The sequence below is a fragment of the Ruegeria sp. YTSA135 genome (genome assembly GCF_059610165.1).
The window spans coordinates 126,211-140,589 of sequence record NZ_JBXWNC010000006.1 but is presented as its reverse complement, the minus strand read 5'-3'; the positions used below and the strand labels follow the sequence as shown (position 1 = coordinate 140,589).

Here is a 14,379-nt window from a genome sequence, read left to right as displayed (position 1 = left end):
AGCAGACACCACCTGCGCACAGGCTGTAAACTGGCGTTATCAAAAAAGCACCGCCAAAAGCATGAAAGTTGTTGCGAGGAAACCAGCAAACCAGATCAGGCTGCGCCAGGGCGACAAGCCAAAAAAGTAAGCCGGTACGTAGAGTATGCGGGCGATCAGATAGATCCACGCACATGCCGCGGTAAATCCGGTGCCCGCGTCTGCGACCGTGACCGCGGTGCAGGCTATGGTGAACAGGATCAACCCTTCGAAATGATTGTTCAGCGCACGGTATAAACGGCCGGTCTCGTCCGATAGCTGGTCTTCCAGCGATCCGTTCAGACGCGAGCGGTCGCGCGGGGACATGGTTTTACCCGGTCCCAGTTCGATATTCGCGGGTATCGCCATCAGGGCATATTGCACGACCTGCAACAGTGCGGCCAAGGTTAGTGCGATAAGTTCGGGGGTCATCTGGTGCGATCTCCGAATATGTGGTCGCTTGGCAAGTGAAAACTCAACGAAGATCGCCGTTGGGGGGCCTGGCAGGTTGTGGCGGCGCGGACGCCGCCAGAGAATTGGCCAGACAATCGGTATATGTCACGTACACAGGGCATCAGGCCTACTCGGGCGAAAGCACTTTGACCTGAATATGCGCGACGCCGCCGCGTTCGTGATGCATGGCAAGTTCCTCAGATTCGAGAAAGGCCGTGGCCCGCTCAAGATCCGAAATCTCGAACAGGGCAACGGCGTGATCAGGTCGCGCAGGATCGCGCCAGACGTGAAGGTCATGAATTCCGGCAGATTTGCGCACTGCCGTATCTTCACGGAACACCTTCAGCCAGGCATCGAAATCCGCCACATCAGCTTGCCAAAGCACATGGGTTGCCATGATTACAGGTCCATCAGCAGGCGGCGTGGATCTTCCAGCGCCTCTTTCACGCGAACAAGGAACGTGACCGCGCCTTTGCCATCCACGATCCGGTGGTCGTAAGACAGTGCCAGATACATCATCGGACGGATTACGACCTGACCGTTGATTGCCATCGGACGATCCTGGATTTTGTGCATGCCCAGAATACCCGACTGCGGGGGGTTCAGGATGGGTGAGGACATCAGCGAGCCGTAGACGCCACCGTTTGAGACGGTGAAGGTACCGCCCTGCATTTCGGCCATGGACAGTTTGCCATCTCGGGCGCGTTTGCCTTTCTCGGCGATGGCCTTCTCGATAGCGGCGAACGACATGCTGTCGGCATCGCGGATCACCGGAACCACAAGGCCAGTCGGTGTACCGGCGGCCACGCCCATATGGACAAAGTTTTTATAGACGATGTCGGTGCCGTCGATCTCGGCATTCACCTCGGGCACCTCCTTCAGCGCATGGCAGCAAGCCTTGGTGAAGAAGGACATAAAGCCCAGACGCACGCCGTGCTTCTTCTCGAACTGGTCCTTGTACTGGCTGCGCAGGGCCATCACCTCGGTCATGTCCACCTCGTTATAGGTGGTCAGCATCGCGGCGGTGTTCTGGCTGTCTTTCAAGCGCTTGGCGATGGTCTGGCGCAGGCGGGTCATCTTGACGCGTTCTTCGCGCGCAGCGTCATCCGCAGGAACCGGCGCGCGTGGCGCGGCGGCCGGAGCAGGAGCAGGAGCCGATGTAGGCGCAGCAGCAGTTGCGACCGCCTTGGCCACGTCTTCCTTCATGATGCGGCCATCGCGACCGGTGCCGGTGACCTGATCAGCACTCAGACCAGCCTCGGCCATCGCTTTTTCGGCCGAAGGGGCATTGGCCACGTCTTTACCCGCAGCCGCTGCGGCCGGGGCTGCTGCAGCAGCTGCCGGAGCCGCGGCGGGGGCCGTCGCAGCGCCCGCGCCCGAGATCACGGCCAGCTTGGCCGTTGCATCCACGGTCGTGCCTTCAGGTGCGACGATTTCGGACAGAACGCCTGCGGCGGGCGCTGGAACTTCAACGGAGACCTTGTCAGTTTCAAGTTCGCAGAGCATTTCGTCTTGCGCCACGGCGTCGCCCACCTGCTTGAACCACGTGGATACCGTGGCCTCGGTGACCGACTCGCCCAAGGTGGGAACCATCACGTCGACACTGCCAGCGCCAGCGGCTGGTGCGGCCTTGGGTGCGGGTTCAGCGGCTGCAGTAGCCGGGGCCGAAGCTGCGCCTTCGCCTGCGGCAATAGTCGCAAGCAAGGCGTCGACACCAACGGTTTCACCCTCGGCGGCGACGATTTCACCCATGACACCGGCAGCCGGGGCCGGGACCTCAACCGTTACCTTGTCAGTCTCAAGCTCACAGAGCATCTCATCCACAGCCACGGCATCACCGGGTTTCTTGAACCAGGTCGCAACCGTGGCTTCGGTGACGGATTCGCCAAGCGTGGGAACACGAACTTCAATTGTCATCGTTTACTTTCCTTCGAGGCTCAGCGCTTCGTTCACGAGCGCCTCTTGTTGAGCTTTGTGTTGGCTGGCCAGACCCGTCGCGGGCGAAGCCGAGGTTGCGCGGCCGACATAGGTTGGCCTTGTGTGTTTGGCGCCGATGCGGGTCAGCACCCATTCGATATTGGGTTCGATAAATGTCCAGGCGCCCTGGTTCTTGGGTTCTTCCTGACACCAGACCATCTCGGCCCCTTTAAAGCGCTCAAGCTCGTTGATCAGCGAGTGCGCCGGGAACGGATAGTATTGCTCGATCCGCAGCAGGTAGATGTCGTCGATCCCGCGTGCGTCGCGTTCTTCCAGCAGGTCGTAGTAGACCTTGCCCGAACACAGAACGACGCGTTTGATCTGCTTGTCGGCCACCAGCTTGGTGTCCGAGTTGCCCTGTTGCGCGTCGTCCCACAGCACCCGGTGGAAGCTGGAGCCGGTGGTGAAATCCTCGACCGTGCTGACCGCCAGCTTGTGCCGCAGCAGCGATTTCGGTGTAACCAGAATCAGCGGTTTGCGGAACGTCCGGTGCAATTGGCGGCGCAGGATGTGGAAGTAGTTCGCTGGCGTCGTGCAGTTCGCTACGATCCAGTTGTCCTGACCGCACATCTGCAAGAAGCGTTCCAGGCGGGCCGAGCTATGTTCGGGGCCTTGCCCTTCGAACCCGTGCGGCAGCAGGGTCACCAGACCCGACATACGCAGCCATTTGCTTTCGCCCGAGCTGATGAACTGGTCAAACATAATCTGCGCACCGTTGGCGAAGTCACCAAACTGGGCTTCCCACAGGGTCAGCGCGTTGGGTTCGGCCAGCGAATAGCCGTATTCGAAGCCCAATACCGCGTATTCCGAAAGCATCGAGTCGATCACTTCGTATTTCGACTGCCCTTCGCGGATGTTGTTCAGGGGGTAATACCGCTCTTCGGTTTCCTGATGCACGAAGCCCGAGTGGCGCTGACTGAACGTACCACGTGTCGCATCCTGCCCGGACAGGCGTACCGGATACCCTTCGGTCAGCAATGACCCAAAGGCCAGTGCCTCACCCGTTGCCCAGTCAAAGCCTTTGCCGCTGTCGAACATCTGTTTCTTGTGGTCCAGCAGGCGCGAGACGGTTTTGTGCACCGCGATATCTGCGGGCGCATGCGTCAGGGCCTTGCCGACTTCGGCCAGTGTCTCGGGCGAGATTGCAGTTTCGCCGCGGACATATTCTTCTTTGTTCTTGTTCAGATGCGACCAGCGCCCATCCAACCAGTCGGCCTTGTTCGGCTTGTAATCCTTGCCGGCGTCGAACTCATCGTTCAGATGCGCCTGGAAGGCGGCTTTCATGTCCTCGATCTCACCTTCCGGGATCAGGCCGTCTTGGACCAAACGCTCAGTATACAGAGACAGTGTGGTCTTATGGGTCTTAATTTTTTTGTACATGATCGGGTTGGTGAACATGGGCTCATCGCCCTCATTGTGACCAAACCGGCGATAGCAGAAGATGTCGATGACCACGTCCTTGTGGAACTTCTGGCGGAACTCGGTCGCAACCTTTGCAGCGTGCACCACCGCTTCGGGGTCATCGCCGTTCACGTGGAAAATCGGTGCTTCGACCATCAGCGCGATATCCGTCGGATACGGAGAAGACCGCGAGAAGTGCGGCGCGGTGGTAAAGCCGATCTGGTTGTTCACCACGATATGCATGGTGCCGCCGGTCTTGTGCCCGCGCAAACCCGACAGGCCAAAGCCTTCGGCCACAACACCTTGACCGGCAAAGGCCGCGTCACCATGCAGCAGGATACCCATCACCGCAGTACGATCGGTGTCGTTCAGTTGGTCCTGCTTGGCGCGGACCTTGCCCAGCACCACGGGGTTCACCGCCTCAAGGTGCGAAGGGTTCGCGGTCAGCGACAGGTGCACGCTGTTGCCGTCAAACTCGCGGTCGCTGGACGCGCCGAGGTGATATTTCACATCGCCGGACCCATCCACGTCTTCGGGTTTGAAGCTACCGCCCTGAAATTCGTTGAAGATCGCGCGATAAGGTTTACCCATCACGTTGGCAAGGATGTTCAGGCGACCCCGGTGAGGCATGCCAATCACGATATCCCTTATGCCCAAGGCACCGCCACGCTTGATGATCTGTTCCATCGCAGGGATCAGCGCCTCACCGCCGTCAAGACCAAAGCGCTTGGTGCCCATGTATTTGACGTGCAGGAATTTCTCAAATCCCTCGGCCTCGACCATCTTGTTGAGAATGGCCTTGCGGCCTTCCTTGGTGAACTGGATTTCCTTGCCGTAGCCTTCGATCCGTTCCTTAAGCCAAGCGGCCTGTTCAGGGTCAGAGATGTGCATGTATTGCAGCGCAAAGGTGCCGCAATAGGTGCGTTTCACGATCTCAACGATCTGGCGCATACTGGCCATCTGCAGGCCCAGAACATTATCGATAAAGATCGGACGGTCCATATCGGCCTCGGTGAAGCCGTATGTCTTGGGGTCCAGTTCTGGATGCGTACTGGCGGCTCGCATGCCCAGCGGGTCAAGATCGGCGGCCAGATGACCCCGGATGCGATAGGCCCGGATCAACATCAGCGCGCGCAGACTGTCCAGAACGGCGCGTTTGATCTGATCATCGCTGACCTCAACGCCCTTGTCAGCTGCCTTTTCCTTGATCTTCTTGCCTGCTGCTTTGGCGTCAATCTCTGACCATTCGCCTGTGAGAGCTCCGGTCAGGTCATCGGCGGGCATCGGCGGCCAGTCGGTCCGCGCCCAGGAGGGCCCTTCAGCCTCTTTCTGCACGTCCGGAGAAGCGTCCCCCATGGCCTTGAAAAACTCGGCCCATGCGGCGTCTACCGCACCGGGGTTCTTGGTGTATTGGGCATATAGCTGCTCCAGATACTCGGCATTGTGCCCCTGCATAAAGCTAGAGGCGTGAAATGCGGAATTGGGCGTATGTTCGGTCATGTGCGAACCTCGAATGGGTAGGCGGTTTCGGTTTTGGTTTCAGTGTTGCGGCTGGTCTGGATAACCCAGTGTATCAAATACCCAGGCCATGTTTCGTCGGACAGTATCGATCGTTTCAGTGTCGTAGTACTCTGGCACAGGTATGCCCTTTCGTCTTTCTTTCATGGATTTGTCGTGTCCGAGTTTAAAACCGTTTTCCGGCAGACCAAATCCAGCGAGCGTTTCTTTCAAGTCGGCGACAAGGTGTTCTTTGCGAATGAAACGATCAACAATCAGTTTGTTATCGATCGAAACGATGTCCCAATCTATGGACCATGTGCCCGACAAGACGAACGATCTGAACTGCTCGAATTCGGTTTTCGCGTCCTCCGAAGGCAGATTCTTCTGGTATTTCATAAAATGAAACTGCGACACCACCCGGTCGAAAGGATCGCGGACATTTGCGATCTTGGTATAGCTGTCAAATGTCTTGGCGCCCAGGTTTTCCCTTATGTTTATGGCTGACATATGACTACGCCATGGATGTTTGTGCCTGTGCCACAACCGCAGAATGCGATGGGTGTTCTGCGTTCTGGGTCCACGTGCCCCCACAATCCCATGTTTTGAGATCCTGATCTCTCCGTTCGGCAACTCACCCAGCCCCGGTTTTTCACACAAGGGCTGCAGGGCTTTCTCGGTCGAGGTGCCCGCCGTCTTGGTCGTCTTCAGGTAAATGAACTTGTGCTTGTGGCAAACCAGGACCATCTCACTGATCCTTTCCGGTTTGTGGCTGAGTGAAACCAGATTTTCCTGCGTGTCCGATCATGGGGCAACCTCCTGCGGGTTCGGGCCGTATTGGTTGAGGCCCGGTTGGCTGGGGCGGGTCAGCCACCACAGCACCAGAAGAGGCGACACAAAAAGGATCAGCAGTGTCGGAATGACGATCAACAGCGTGGCGCGGGTGAACAGGATGTCCAGATTGCCGCCATGCTGGAAACTGGATGCAAGGCCGATGCCGAAGAACAGAACGGCACCTGCCCCCAGGATCAGCAGGATCGGCAACAAAGCATAAAGACCACTGCGTCCGGTATCATGCATCCGCCGCCACGCGACGGCCAGATGCGGGATGAATACGATCAGGCTGACGATGCTTTGTACAGGTTGCGATGACGTGGCGGTGACGGATGTACTCGTCTCCGTTTCTGTCGTGGCGACTTGGGTGAAGAACTGCCAGTCGATGATCCCGGCGATGATGTTCCAGATCACGATAAAGAGGAAAAAGAACCAGTACTCGGGCCGTGAGGCACGGCCCGAAAAGGTGAAAAATTTGGAGAAACACGTTTTTACAGCCTCACCAAAGGTCATGTGTTCCGTTCCTCTCCAGACTAGACGGCCGAAGCCGCCATATCAGCCAATCGCTTCCAGAACAGCCTCACCCAGCGTTGCCGGGCTTTCGGCCACGACGATACCGGCTGAGCGCATGGCTTCGATCTTGTCCTCGGCACCACCCTTGCCGCCGGCGACAATCGCGCCTGCGTGACCCATTCGGCGGCCCGGAGGAGCTGTGCGGCCTGCTATGAAACCGGCGGTCGGTTTCTTGCGGCCTTTCTTGGCCTCATCCGCCAGGAACTGCGCGGCTTCTTCCTCGGCCGAACCACCGATTTCACCGATCATGATAATCGACTCGGTTTCGTCATCGGCCAGGAACCATTCCAGCACGTCGATATGCTCGGTGCCTTTGATCGGGTCGCCGCCGATGCCCACGCAGGTGGACTGGCCCAGACCTACATCGGTGGTCTGCTTGACCGCCTCATAGGTCAGGGTGCCCGAACGCGACACAACGCCGACCGAACCGCGCTTGTGGATGTGGCCGGGCATGATGCCGATCTTGCAGGCGTCGGGCGTGATGACACCTGGGCAGTTCGGACCGATCAGGCGCGAGCTCGAACCTTCCAGCGCGCGTTTCACCTTCATCATGTCCAGAACCGGAATGCCTTCGGTGATGCAGACGATCACTTCCATCTCGGCATCAATCGCTTCGAGGATCGAGTCGGCCGCAAAGGGCGGCGGCACGTAGATCACGCTGGCATTGGCTTCGGTCACATGCTTGGCTTCGTGAACCGAGTTGAACACGGGCAGGCCCAGATGCTCCATCCCGCCTTTGCCGGGCGTCACGCCTCCGACCATCTTGGTGCCATAAGCGATGGCCTGTTCGCTGTGGAATGTGCCCTGCGAGCCGGTAAAACCCTGACAGATCACTTTGGTATTTTCGTCGATGAGGACTGCCATCTGGCGTTCTCCTGTTTTAGGCGGGCCGCGGCCTGCCAGAATTATTCGGAAAGGTGGGATGAAGCCCACCCCACGGAATTGGATTAGCCTTTGACGGCCTTCACGATCTTCTCAGCGCCGTCTTTCAGGTTGTCCGCTGCGATCACGTCCAGGCCAGAGGTGTTGATGATCTCTTTGCCCTTCTCCACATTCGTGCCTTCCAGACGCACGACCAGCGGAACCTGCAGGCCGACCTCTTTCACCGCGGCGACAACGCCCTCGGCGATGACGTCACAGCGCATGATGCCGCCGAAGATGTTGACCAGAATGCCTTTGACGTTCGGGTCCGAGGTGATGATCTTGAACGCTTCGGTCACTTTCTCTTTGGTCGCGCCGCCGCCCACGTCGAGGAAGTTGGCAGGCTCAGCCCCGTACAGTTTGATGATGTCCATGGTGGCCATCGCCAGACCGGCACCGTTCACCATGCACCCGATCTCACCATCCAGAGCGATATAGTTCAGGTCGTATTTCGACGCTTCCAGTTCCTTGGGGTCTTCCTCGGTCTCGTCGCGCAGTTCGGCGATGTCGGGGTGGCGGTAGACCGCGTTGCCGTCAAAGCCGACCTTGGCGTCCAGCACTTTCAGATCGCCCTTGTCCGAAATGATCAGCGGGTTAATCTCCAGCATCTCCATGTCCTTCTCGACAAAGGCGGCATAAAGCTGGCTCATCAGTTTGACGCATTGCTTGACCTGCGCGCCTTCCAACCCCAGCGAAAAGGCGATGCGGCGGCCATGATAGGGTTGGTAGCCGGTCGCAGGATCGACCGAGAAGGACAGGATTTTCTCGGGCGTGGCAGCAGCAACCTCTTCAATGTCCATGCCGCCCTCAGTCGAGCAGACGAATGAGATGCGGCTGGTCTGACGATCTACCAGCAGGGCCAGGTACAATTCGCGTTCGATGCCGGACCCGGCCTCGATATAAATGCGGTTGACCTGCTTGCCTGCGGGGCCGGTCTGATGCGTGACCAGCGTGCGGCCCAGCATCTTCTTCGCTTCTTCGGCGGCTTCTTCCACCGACTTGGTCAGACGTACACCGCCCTTTTCGCCGGCATCGGCTTCTTTGAAAGACCCCTTGCCGCGACCACCTGCGTGGATTTGTGCTTTGACAACCCAAAGGGGGCCATCCAGTTCACCGGCTGCGGTTTTGGCTTCCTCGGCGCGCAAAACCGCGCGACCTTCGGAGACCGGAGCGCCATAGCTGCGAAGAAGAGCCTTGGCCTGATATTCGTGAATGTTCATCGAAACTGTCCCGTCTGACTACGATTAAGTCGTTATAGACGGCTGTATAACAGAAATATAAAGGCTTTTTTGCTTCTACAGAGCTTTTTCACTAAGATTTTCACCTTTTGTGATCACGGATTTTTGGGGTGTGATCACAAGCTACCCGTTGATGTGGGTCAATTGATTTGAACCGCCAAGTCGATTCTACAAACACATGCCTGCGACATACGTCTACTCGATATTCCTGAGTGCGGTTGCCACCCGAGCAAAAAATAAAAGATCGCGTCGTGTTGCATTCCGCAGACAAGGTTCGGAGGCATGTCGGATTTTGTCAGAGTTGACGGAAAGGGTGTTAGACGCGCGCCGATAGTAGAACCCAAACGGGCTTACCAGACAAAAAATGCGCGTCCGAAGACGCGCATTCAGAATCATAGTCGGTTATACCGAATTTTATGCCAACGAGTTGTCGATGCCTTTGCAAGCCTCAATCAGACCCTTCACAGCATTGACCGAGTTGTCGAAACCGGCCTGCTCTTCATCGTTCAGGGTGATGTTGACGATTTTTTCGATGCCACCAGCCCCGATTACGGTGGGGACACCTACGTACATGCCGCTAACACCCAGCTCTCCGTCACAATAGGCGGCGCAGGGTAGGACGCGTTTTTGGTCTTTCAGATAGGCCTCAGCCATTTCAATCGCCGACGTTGCCGGGGCGTAGAAGGCTGAACCTGTTTTCAGCAGACCAACGATCTCGGCGCCGCCGTCGCGGGTGCGCTGTACGATCGCGTCCAGCTTGTCTTGCGAGGTCCAGCCCATTTTGACCAGATCGGGCAGCGGGATACCCGCAACGGTCGAATAGCGGACCGACGGCACCATGGTATCACCGTGGCCGCCCAGAACGAAGGCAGTAACGTCTTTCATGGACACACCGAATTCTTCGGCCAGGAAGTGCCGGAATCGGGCCGAGTCCAGGACGCCAGCCATGCCACAGACCTTGTTGTGCGGCAGGCCAGAGAATTCGCGCAGCGCCCAGACCATCGCATCCAGCGGGTTGGTGATGCAGATAACGAAGGCGTCAGGCGCGTGGGCGGCGATGCCTTCACCGACGGATTTCATGACTTTCAGGTTGATCCCCAGCAGATCGTCACGGCTCATCCCCGGTTTACGCGGTACACCTGCCGTTACGATGCAGACATCGGCACCTGCGATATCCTCATAAGACTGTGTGCCTTTCAGCTTGGCATCAAAGCCCTCGGAGGGCCCGGACTCAGCGATGTCGAGCGCTTTGCCTTCGGGGATGCCTTCCGCGATGTCGAACAGGACGACATCACCCAGTTCTTTCATTGCTGTGAGGTGGGCGAGCGTGCCGCCGATCTGACCTGCGCCGATCAGCGCGATCTTGGGTCTGGCCATTTGGATTGTCTCCGGTCGGTTTTGAAGTCGCGGTTGTGCTAGTCGGTAAATGGCGTTCGCGCAAGGGTTATGCAGCGCGGCATGCAACCGCATACAGTTTGCGCCGGGCGCGCTGATTGCGCTAAACGGCTTTTTAGACAAGCCAATATACGGGATGCCGCATGTTCGAACTGAACCTGATGTTTTTTGCCGTCGCAATTCCGGCGGTGATCTTTGCGGGCATCTCGAAGGGCGGGTTCGGGTCAGGCGTGGCTTTTGCGTCGTCGTCGATTCTGGCGCTGATACTTGAGCCGGGGCAGGCGCTTGCACTGATGTTGCCCATTCTGATGGTCATTGATGTGGCGACACTTGGCCCGTATTGGAAACGCTGGAGCTGGCCTGACTCGCGCCTGTTGATTTTGGGTGCGGTCCCTGGGGTCGCGCTGGGCGCTTGGCTATACCGCGCGACCGATGATGACCTGCTGCGTTTGCTGATTGGTGGAATCTCGGTCGGATTCGTAGTCTGGCATTTCGCCCAGAGCAAAGGCCTTATCCGGGGGTTTGAAAAGAGACTGCCGACAACTGCCGGGTTGTTTGCCGGGCTGGTCGCCGGGTTTACCAGTTTTGTCAGTCATGCCGGCGGGCCGCCTGCCGCTGTTTATCTGCTGTCGCAACGCCTGACTAAGACCGAGTTCCAGGCATCCACCGTGCTGGTCTTCTGGGTCATCAATATCTCGAAATTCGTACCGTATGCCTTTCTGGGGATGTTTACCTGGCACACCGCATGGGCTGATCTGCTGCTGACACCTTTTGCACTGCTGGGTGCCTGGCTGGGCGTCCGGGCGCATTTCATGCTGTCCGAACGGCTGTTTTTTGGCATTGCCTATGTATTGCTGATCATTACAGGCAGCAAACTGATCTGGGATGCCTTGACTTAGATATTGGGTGGAAGGGCTTCTGCGATTGCCTCATAATCCCCACCCGCTGCGACCAGGCAAGTTGTTCCGTCCGGCAGCGTTACCGTGATCGTCCAGCTGCCGGTCTGATCCGAAGCAAAAAGCTCCATTATCGCACCTTGCCGCGCGATTCCGATAGCGTGGCGCGTTTCTCCGTATGTGCCCGCCAGTCGTTTCACCATTTCATCGCTTGGGGCGCAGGTCCGAGCCTGTACCTGCTGTGCGGCCAGCACCATGATACCAAGGCCCATCGTCAACTTGATCAGCATGTCTTTCATCTGCAAAACCTCCAGATTCCATCTGACCTTCAGCTTGGTGTCGGCTGACCCAAATTAGGTTAAGCCTACGCACGTTGCGGCGCTCATGCTGCGTTGCGGCGATTTTGCTCTTGAACTTTCCGGAAAAAAATGCCCCATTTCGCGCAATTTTGTTTCAAAGGGAGAGGCCAATGGACGCCCGTCAGCGCCCCTATCGCTCAGTATTGTACATCCCCGGCTCACGCGAGCGGGCATTGGACAAGGCACGCACATTGCCGGCGGATGCGATCATCTTTGATCTCGAAGACGCAGTGGCCGCTGAGGAAAAGGCAAATGCGCGCCAAACGCTGAGTGCGGCGCTGGCGGCTGGTGGCTACGGTGAACGCGTCAAGATCGTACGCATCAACGGCTTGGATACAGAATGGGGCCGCGCCGATGCCGAGGCGGTCCGCGATATGGACGCTGATGTTGTGTTGCTACCCAAGGTGAACGCGGCCGCTGACGTGGATGCACTAGCTGCCATCACAGGTGACAAGCCGGTCTGGGCGATGATGGAAACGCCGCGCGGCATGCTGAATGCGGATGAAATTGCGGCTCATCCGTTGATGACAGGCTTTGTGATGGGTACAAATGATCTGGCCAAGGACCTGCAAACCCGGTTCCGCTCTGATCGCCTGCCGCTGATGACCTCGTTGGGTTTGTGCCTGCTGGCCGCCAAGGCCGAGGGGCTGATCATTGTCGACGGCGTATACAACGCGTTCAAAGACAATGATGGTCTGGCGGCTGAATGTGAGCAGGGCCGCGATATGGGTTTTGATGGCAAGACTCTGATCCACCCGGCGCAGATCGACATCGCCAACGCGGCTTTTGCGCCATCGCAGGCCGAGATTGATCTGGCGCGCCGTCAGATTGCTGCGTTTGAAGAGACCGAGGCGCAGGGTCAGGGTGTTGCAGTGGTCGATGGGAAGATCGTTGAAAACCTGCATGTTGTAACAGCCCGCGAAATTCTGGCAAAAGCAGAGGTGATTTCAGCTTTGCAAGCGGGGTAGGCCAGTATGGGCTTTGTTCTTCTGATCCTTGGGGTGGCACTGTGGTGGGCCGCCCATTTGTTCAAACGTATCATGCCAACGCAACGTGCGGCGATGGGCGACGCCGGCAAAGCCGCAGTGGCCCTGTCGTTGGTTGCTGCAATCCTGTTGATGATCTTCGGCTATCGCATGACCGATTTCATCTATGTCTGGGCACTACCGGCATTCATGATCCACATCAACAACCTTTTGGTGCTTATCGCGATCTATCTGATGAGTCCGGCCGGAACCAAAGGCCGCTTGCTGCACAAGCTCCGCCACCCGATGCTGGGCGGGTTCAAGCTGTGGGCTTTCGCGCATCTTTTGGTCAATGGCGATCTGGCTTCGATCATCCTGTTCGGCGGCTTGCTGGCCTGGGCGGTGGTCGAGGTGATTGTCATCAACCGCGCCGAGCCTGAATGGACCCCCGGCGAGCCCGGCACCTTCGGCAAGGACGCTATGTTCTTTGCTGGCTCGATCGTGCTGTTGGGCATCATCGGTTACATCCACGGGCTGGTTGGTCCTTGGCCATTTCCGTCGTAAGGAGCTGATGCAATGGCAAAACTCTACCGGCTGCTGACTGCGGAAGACACGTCAGACTTCTGCCACAAGGTCTCGAACGCGCTGGCTAAAGGATGGGAGCTGTATGGCGACCCTTCATACGCGTTTGACGAATCCAGCCGTATGATGCGGTGCGCGCAGGCCGTGATCAAAGAGGTCGATACCGACTATTCACCCGACATGAAACTGGGACAGCAGTAATGGCAAAAACCAATCCGGGCCGCTTTTTCGAGGATTACTCAGTCGGGCAGGTGCTGCACCATGCTGTGCCGCGCACCGTAACTGATGGAGAGCGCGCGTTGTATCATGCGCTGTATCCCGCACGGCATGCGCTCTATTCCTCGGACGAGTTCGCCCGGATCTGTGGCCTTCCGCAAAGCCCGATTGACGATCTGGCCGCGTTCCACGTGGTTTTTGGCAAAACCGTGCCTGATATCTCGCTGAACGCAGTGGCAAATCTGGGTTATGCCGAAGGGCGGTGGCTTATGCCGGTCTATCCCGGTGACACGTTGCGCGCGGAGTCCGAGGTGATCGGCGTCAAACAGAACTCGAACGGCAAGACCGGGGTGGTGTGGGTTCGCACGCGTGGCTTTAACCAGCGAAACGAGGTTGTCATCGAGTATGTGCGCTGGGTTATGGTGCGCAAATCGAACCTTGACGCCCCTGCACCCGAAGTCGTTGTGCCGGATCTGAAAAAGGCGCTTGATCCGCAGGATCTGGCGGTGCCATCGGGGTTGGATTTCTCGAATTACAACTTTGTTCAATCGGGCGAGGGACATCGCTGGGGTGACTATGAGATTGGCGAAACCATTGACCATGTAGATGGCGTAACTGTGGAAGAGGCCGAGCATATGCTGGCCACGCGCCTCTGGCAAAACACGGCAAAGGTGCATTTTGATCTGACGTTCCGACCCGATGGCCGTCTGATCTATGGTGGACATGTGATTTCGATGGCGCGGGCCTTGTCGTTCAACGGTCTGGCCAATGCGCAGATGATCGTGGGTCTGAATGGCGGCGCGCATGCCAACGCCTGTTTCGCAGGTGACACGATCAAGGCTTGGTCCGAAGTCGTGGACAAGGCTGAAACCAATGTGCCGGGCATTGGGGCCATGCGCTTGCGACTAGTTGCAACCAAGGGCGGTGAGCCGTTTGTTTTGAAAAACGAAGACGGTCGGTATCAACCAAATGTCCTGCTTGACCTTGATTATTGGGCCTTGATGCCGGTCTGAGGGCGGCGCACACTCATGTGATCACAGCCTGCCGTATTCGT

General features: G+C 57.7%; 15 protein-coding genes. 5 read left to right on the top strand and 10 right to left on the bottom strand.

All coding sequences use genetic code 11. The features are described from left to right. Positions 1-39: 39 nt before the first annotated feature. From AC2FIT_RS10080 to mdh, 9 genes are all read right to left on the bottom strand, one after another. Positions 40-450 (bottom strand): MAPEG family protein, encoded by a 411-nt coding sequence (locus AC2FIT_RS10080; RefSeq protein WP_496829058.1) that lies wholly within the window; start codon positions 448-450, stop codon positions 40-42. Between the two features lie 148 nt (positions 451-598). Further along, a complete protein-coding gene (locus AC2FIT_RS10075) occupies positions 599-868 on the bottom strand; it encodes a hypothetical protein (protein ID WP_068338094.1) in 270 nt (89 codons plus the stop codon). A gap of 2 nt (positions 869-870) precedes the next feature. Continuing rightward, positions 871-2,388, bottom strand: a complete 1,518-nt coding sequence (gene odhB, locus AC2FIT_RS10070; protein ID WP_496829056.1) for a 2-oxoglutarate dehydrogenase complex dihydrolipoyllysine-residue succinyltransferase — start codon at positions 2,386-2,388, stop codon at positions 871-873. 3 nt (positions 2,389-2,391) lie between these two features. Next, positions 2,392-5,349: a 2-oxoglutarate dehydrogenase E1 component gene (locus AC2FIT_RS10065; RefSeq protein ID WP_496829054.1), complete on the bottom strand. Its 2,958-nt coding sequence runs from the start codon at positions 5,347-5,349 to the stop codon at positions 2,392-2,394. A 39-nt stretch (positions 5,350-5,388) separates the two neighbouring features. Further along, positions 5,389-6,093: a sulfotransferase family 2 domain-containing protein gene (locus AC2FIT_RS10060; protein ID WP_496829052.1), complete on the bottom strand. Its 705-nt coding sequence runs from the start codon at positions 6,091-6,093 to the stop codon at positions 5,389-5,391. Between the two features lie 57 nt (positions 6,094-6,150). Further along, on the bottom strand, positions 6,151-6,693 hold the full coding sequence (locus AC2FIT_RS10055) for a DUF805 domain-containing protein (RefSeq protein ID WP_496829050.1): 543 nt from the start codon (positions 6,691-6,693) through the stop codon (positions 6,151-6,153). A 42-nt stretch (positions 6,694-6,735) separates the two neighbouring features. Then, positions 6,736-7,617 carry a succinate--CoA ligase subunit alpha gene (sucD, locus tag AC2FIT_RS10050; RefSeq protein ID WP_496829048.1) on the bottom strand — a complete coding sequence of 294 codons (882 nt, stop codon included), beginning with the start codon at positions 7,615-7,617 and terminating at the stop codon, positions 6,736-6,738. 83 nt (positions 7,618-7,700) lie between these two features. Then, complete coding sequence (sucC, locus tag AC2FIT_RS10045) at positions 7,701-8,894, bottom strand: ADP-forming succinate--CoA ligase subunit beta (protein ID WP_068338112.1); 1,194 nt, start codon at positions 8,892-8,894, stop codon at positions 7,701-7,703. Between the two features lie 432 nt (positions 8,895-9,326). After that, positions 9,327-10,289: a malate dehydrogenase gene (gene mdh / locus AC2FIT_RS10040; RefSeq protein ID WP_475184611.1), complete on the bottom strand. Its 963-nt coding sequence runs from the start codon at positions 10,287-10,289 to the stop codon at positions 9,327-9,329. A 161-nt stretch (positions 10,290-10,450) separates the two neighbouring features. On the opposite strand from mdh, the gene AC2FIT_RS10035 reads away from it, so the two are divergent. Then, on the top strand, positions 10,451-11,206 hold the full coding sequence (locus tag AC2FIT_RS10035; RefSeq protein ID WP_496829045.1) for a sulfite exporter TauE/SafE family protein: 756 nt from the start codon (positions 10,451-10,453) through the stop codon (positions 11,204-11,206). On the opposite strand, the gene AC2FIT_RS10030 is transcribed toward AC2FIT_RS10035, so the two are convergent. After that, positions 11,203-11,502 carry a hypothetical protein gene (locus tag AC2FIT_RS10030; protein ID WP_496829043.1) on the bottom strand — a complete coding sequence of 100 codons (300 nt, stop codon included), beginning with the start codon at positions 11,500-11,502 and terminating at the stop codon, positions 11,203-11,205. The genes AC2FIT_RS10035 and AC2FIT_RS10030 overlap by 4 nt on opposite strands. Before the next feature lie 170 nt (positions 11,503-11,672). On the opposite strand from AC2FIT_RS10030, the gene AC2FIT_RS10025 reads away from it, so the two are divergent. From AC2FIT_RS10025 to AC2FIT_RS10010, 4 genes are read left to right on the top strand one after another with little or no spacing between them, the layout of a single operon-like run. Continuing rightward, entirely contained in the window at positions 11,673-12,530 is an 858-nt protein-coding gene (locus tag AC2FIT_RS10025) for an HpcH/HpaI aldolase/citrate lyase family protein (protein WP_496829041.1), read from the top strand. A gap of 6 nt (positions 12,531-12,536) precedes the next feature. Beyond that, the gene (locus AC2FIT_RS10020; RefSeq protein ID WP_496829039.1) at positions 12,537-13,091 is read left to right on the top strand and encodes an NnrU family protein; all 555 of its coding nucleotides are present in this window, start codon (positions 12,537-12,539) and stop codon (positions 13,089-13,091) included. A 12-nt stretch (positions 13,092-13,103) separates the two neighbouring features. After that, entirely contained in the window at positions 13,104-13,310 is a 207-nt protein-coding gene (locus AC2FIT_RS10015; protein WP_496829037.1) for a DUF1737 domain-containing protein, read from the top strand. Next, a complete protein-coding gene (locus AC2FIT_RS10010) occupies positions 13,310-14,338 on the top strand; it encodes a MaoC family dehydratase (RefSeq protein WP_496829035.1) in 1,029 nt (342 codons plus the stop codon). Before AC2FIT_RS10015 ends, AC2FIT_RS10010 begins: the two co-directional genes overlap by 1 nt. Positions 14,339-14,379 lie beyond the last annotated feature (41 nt).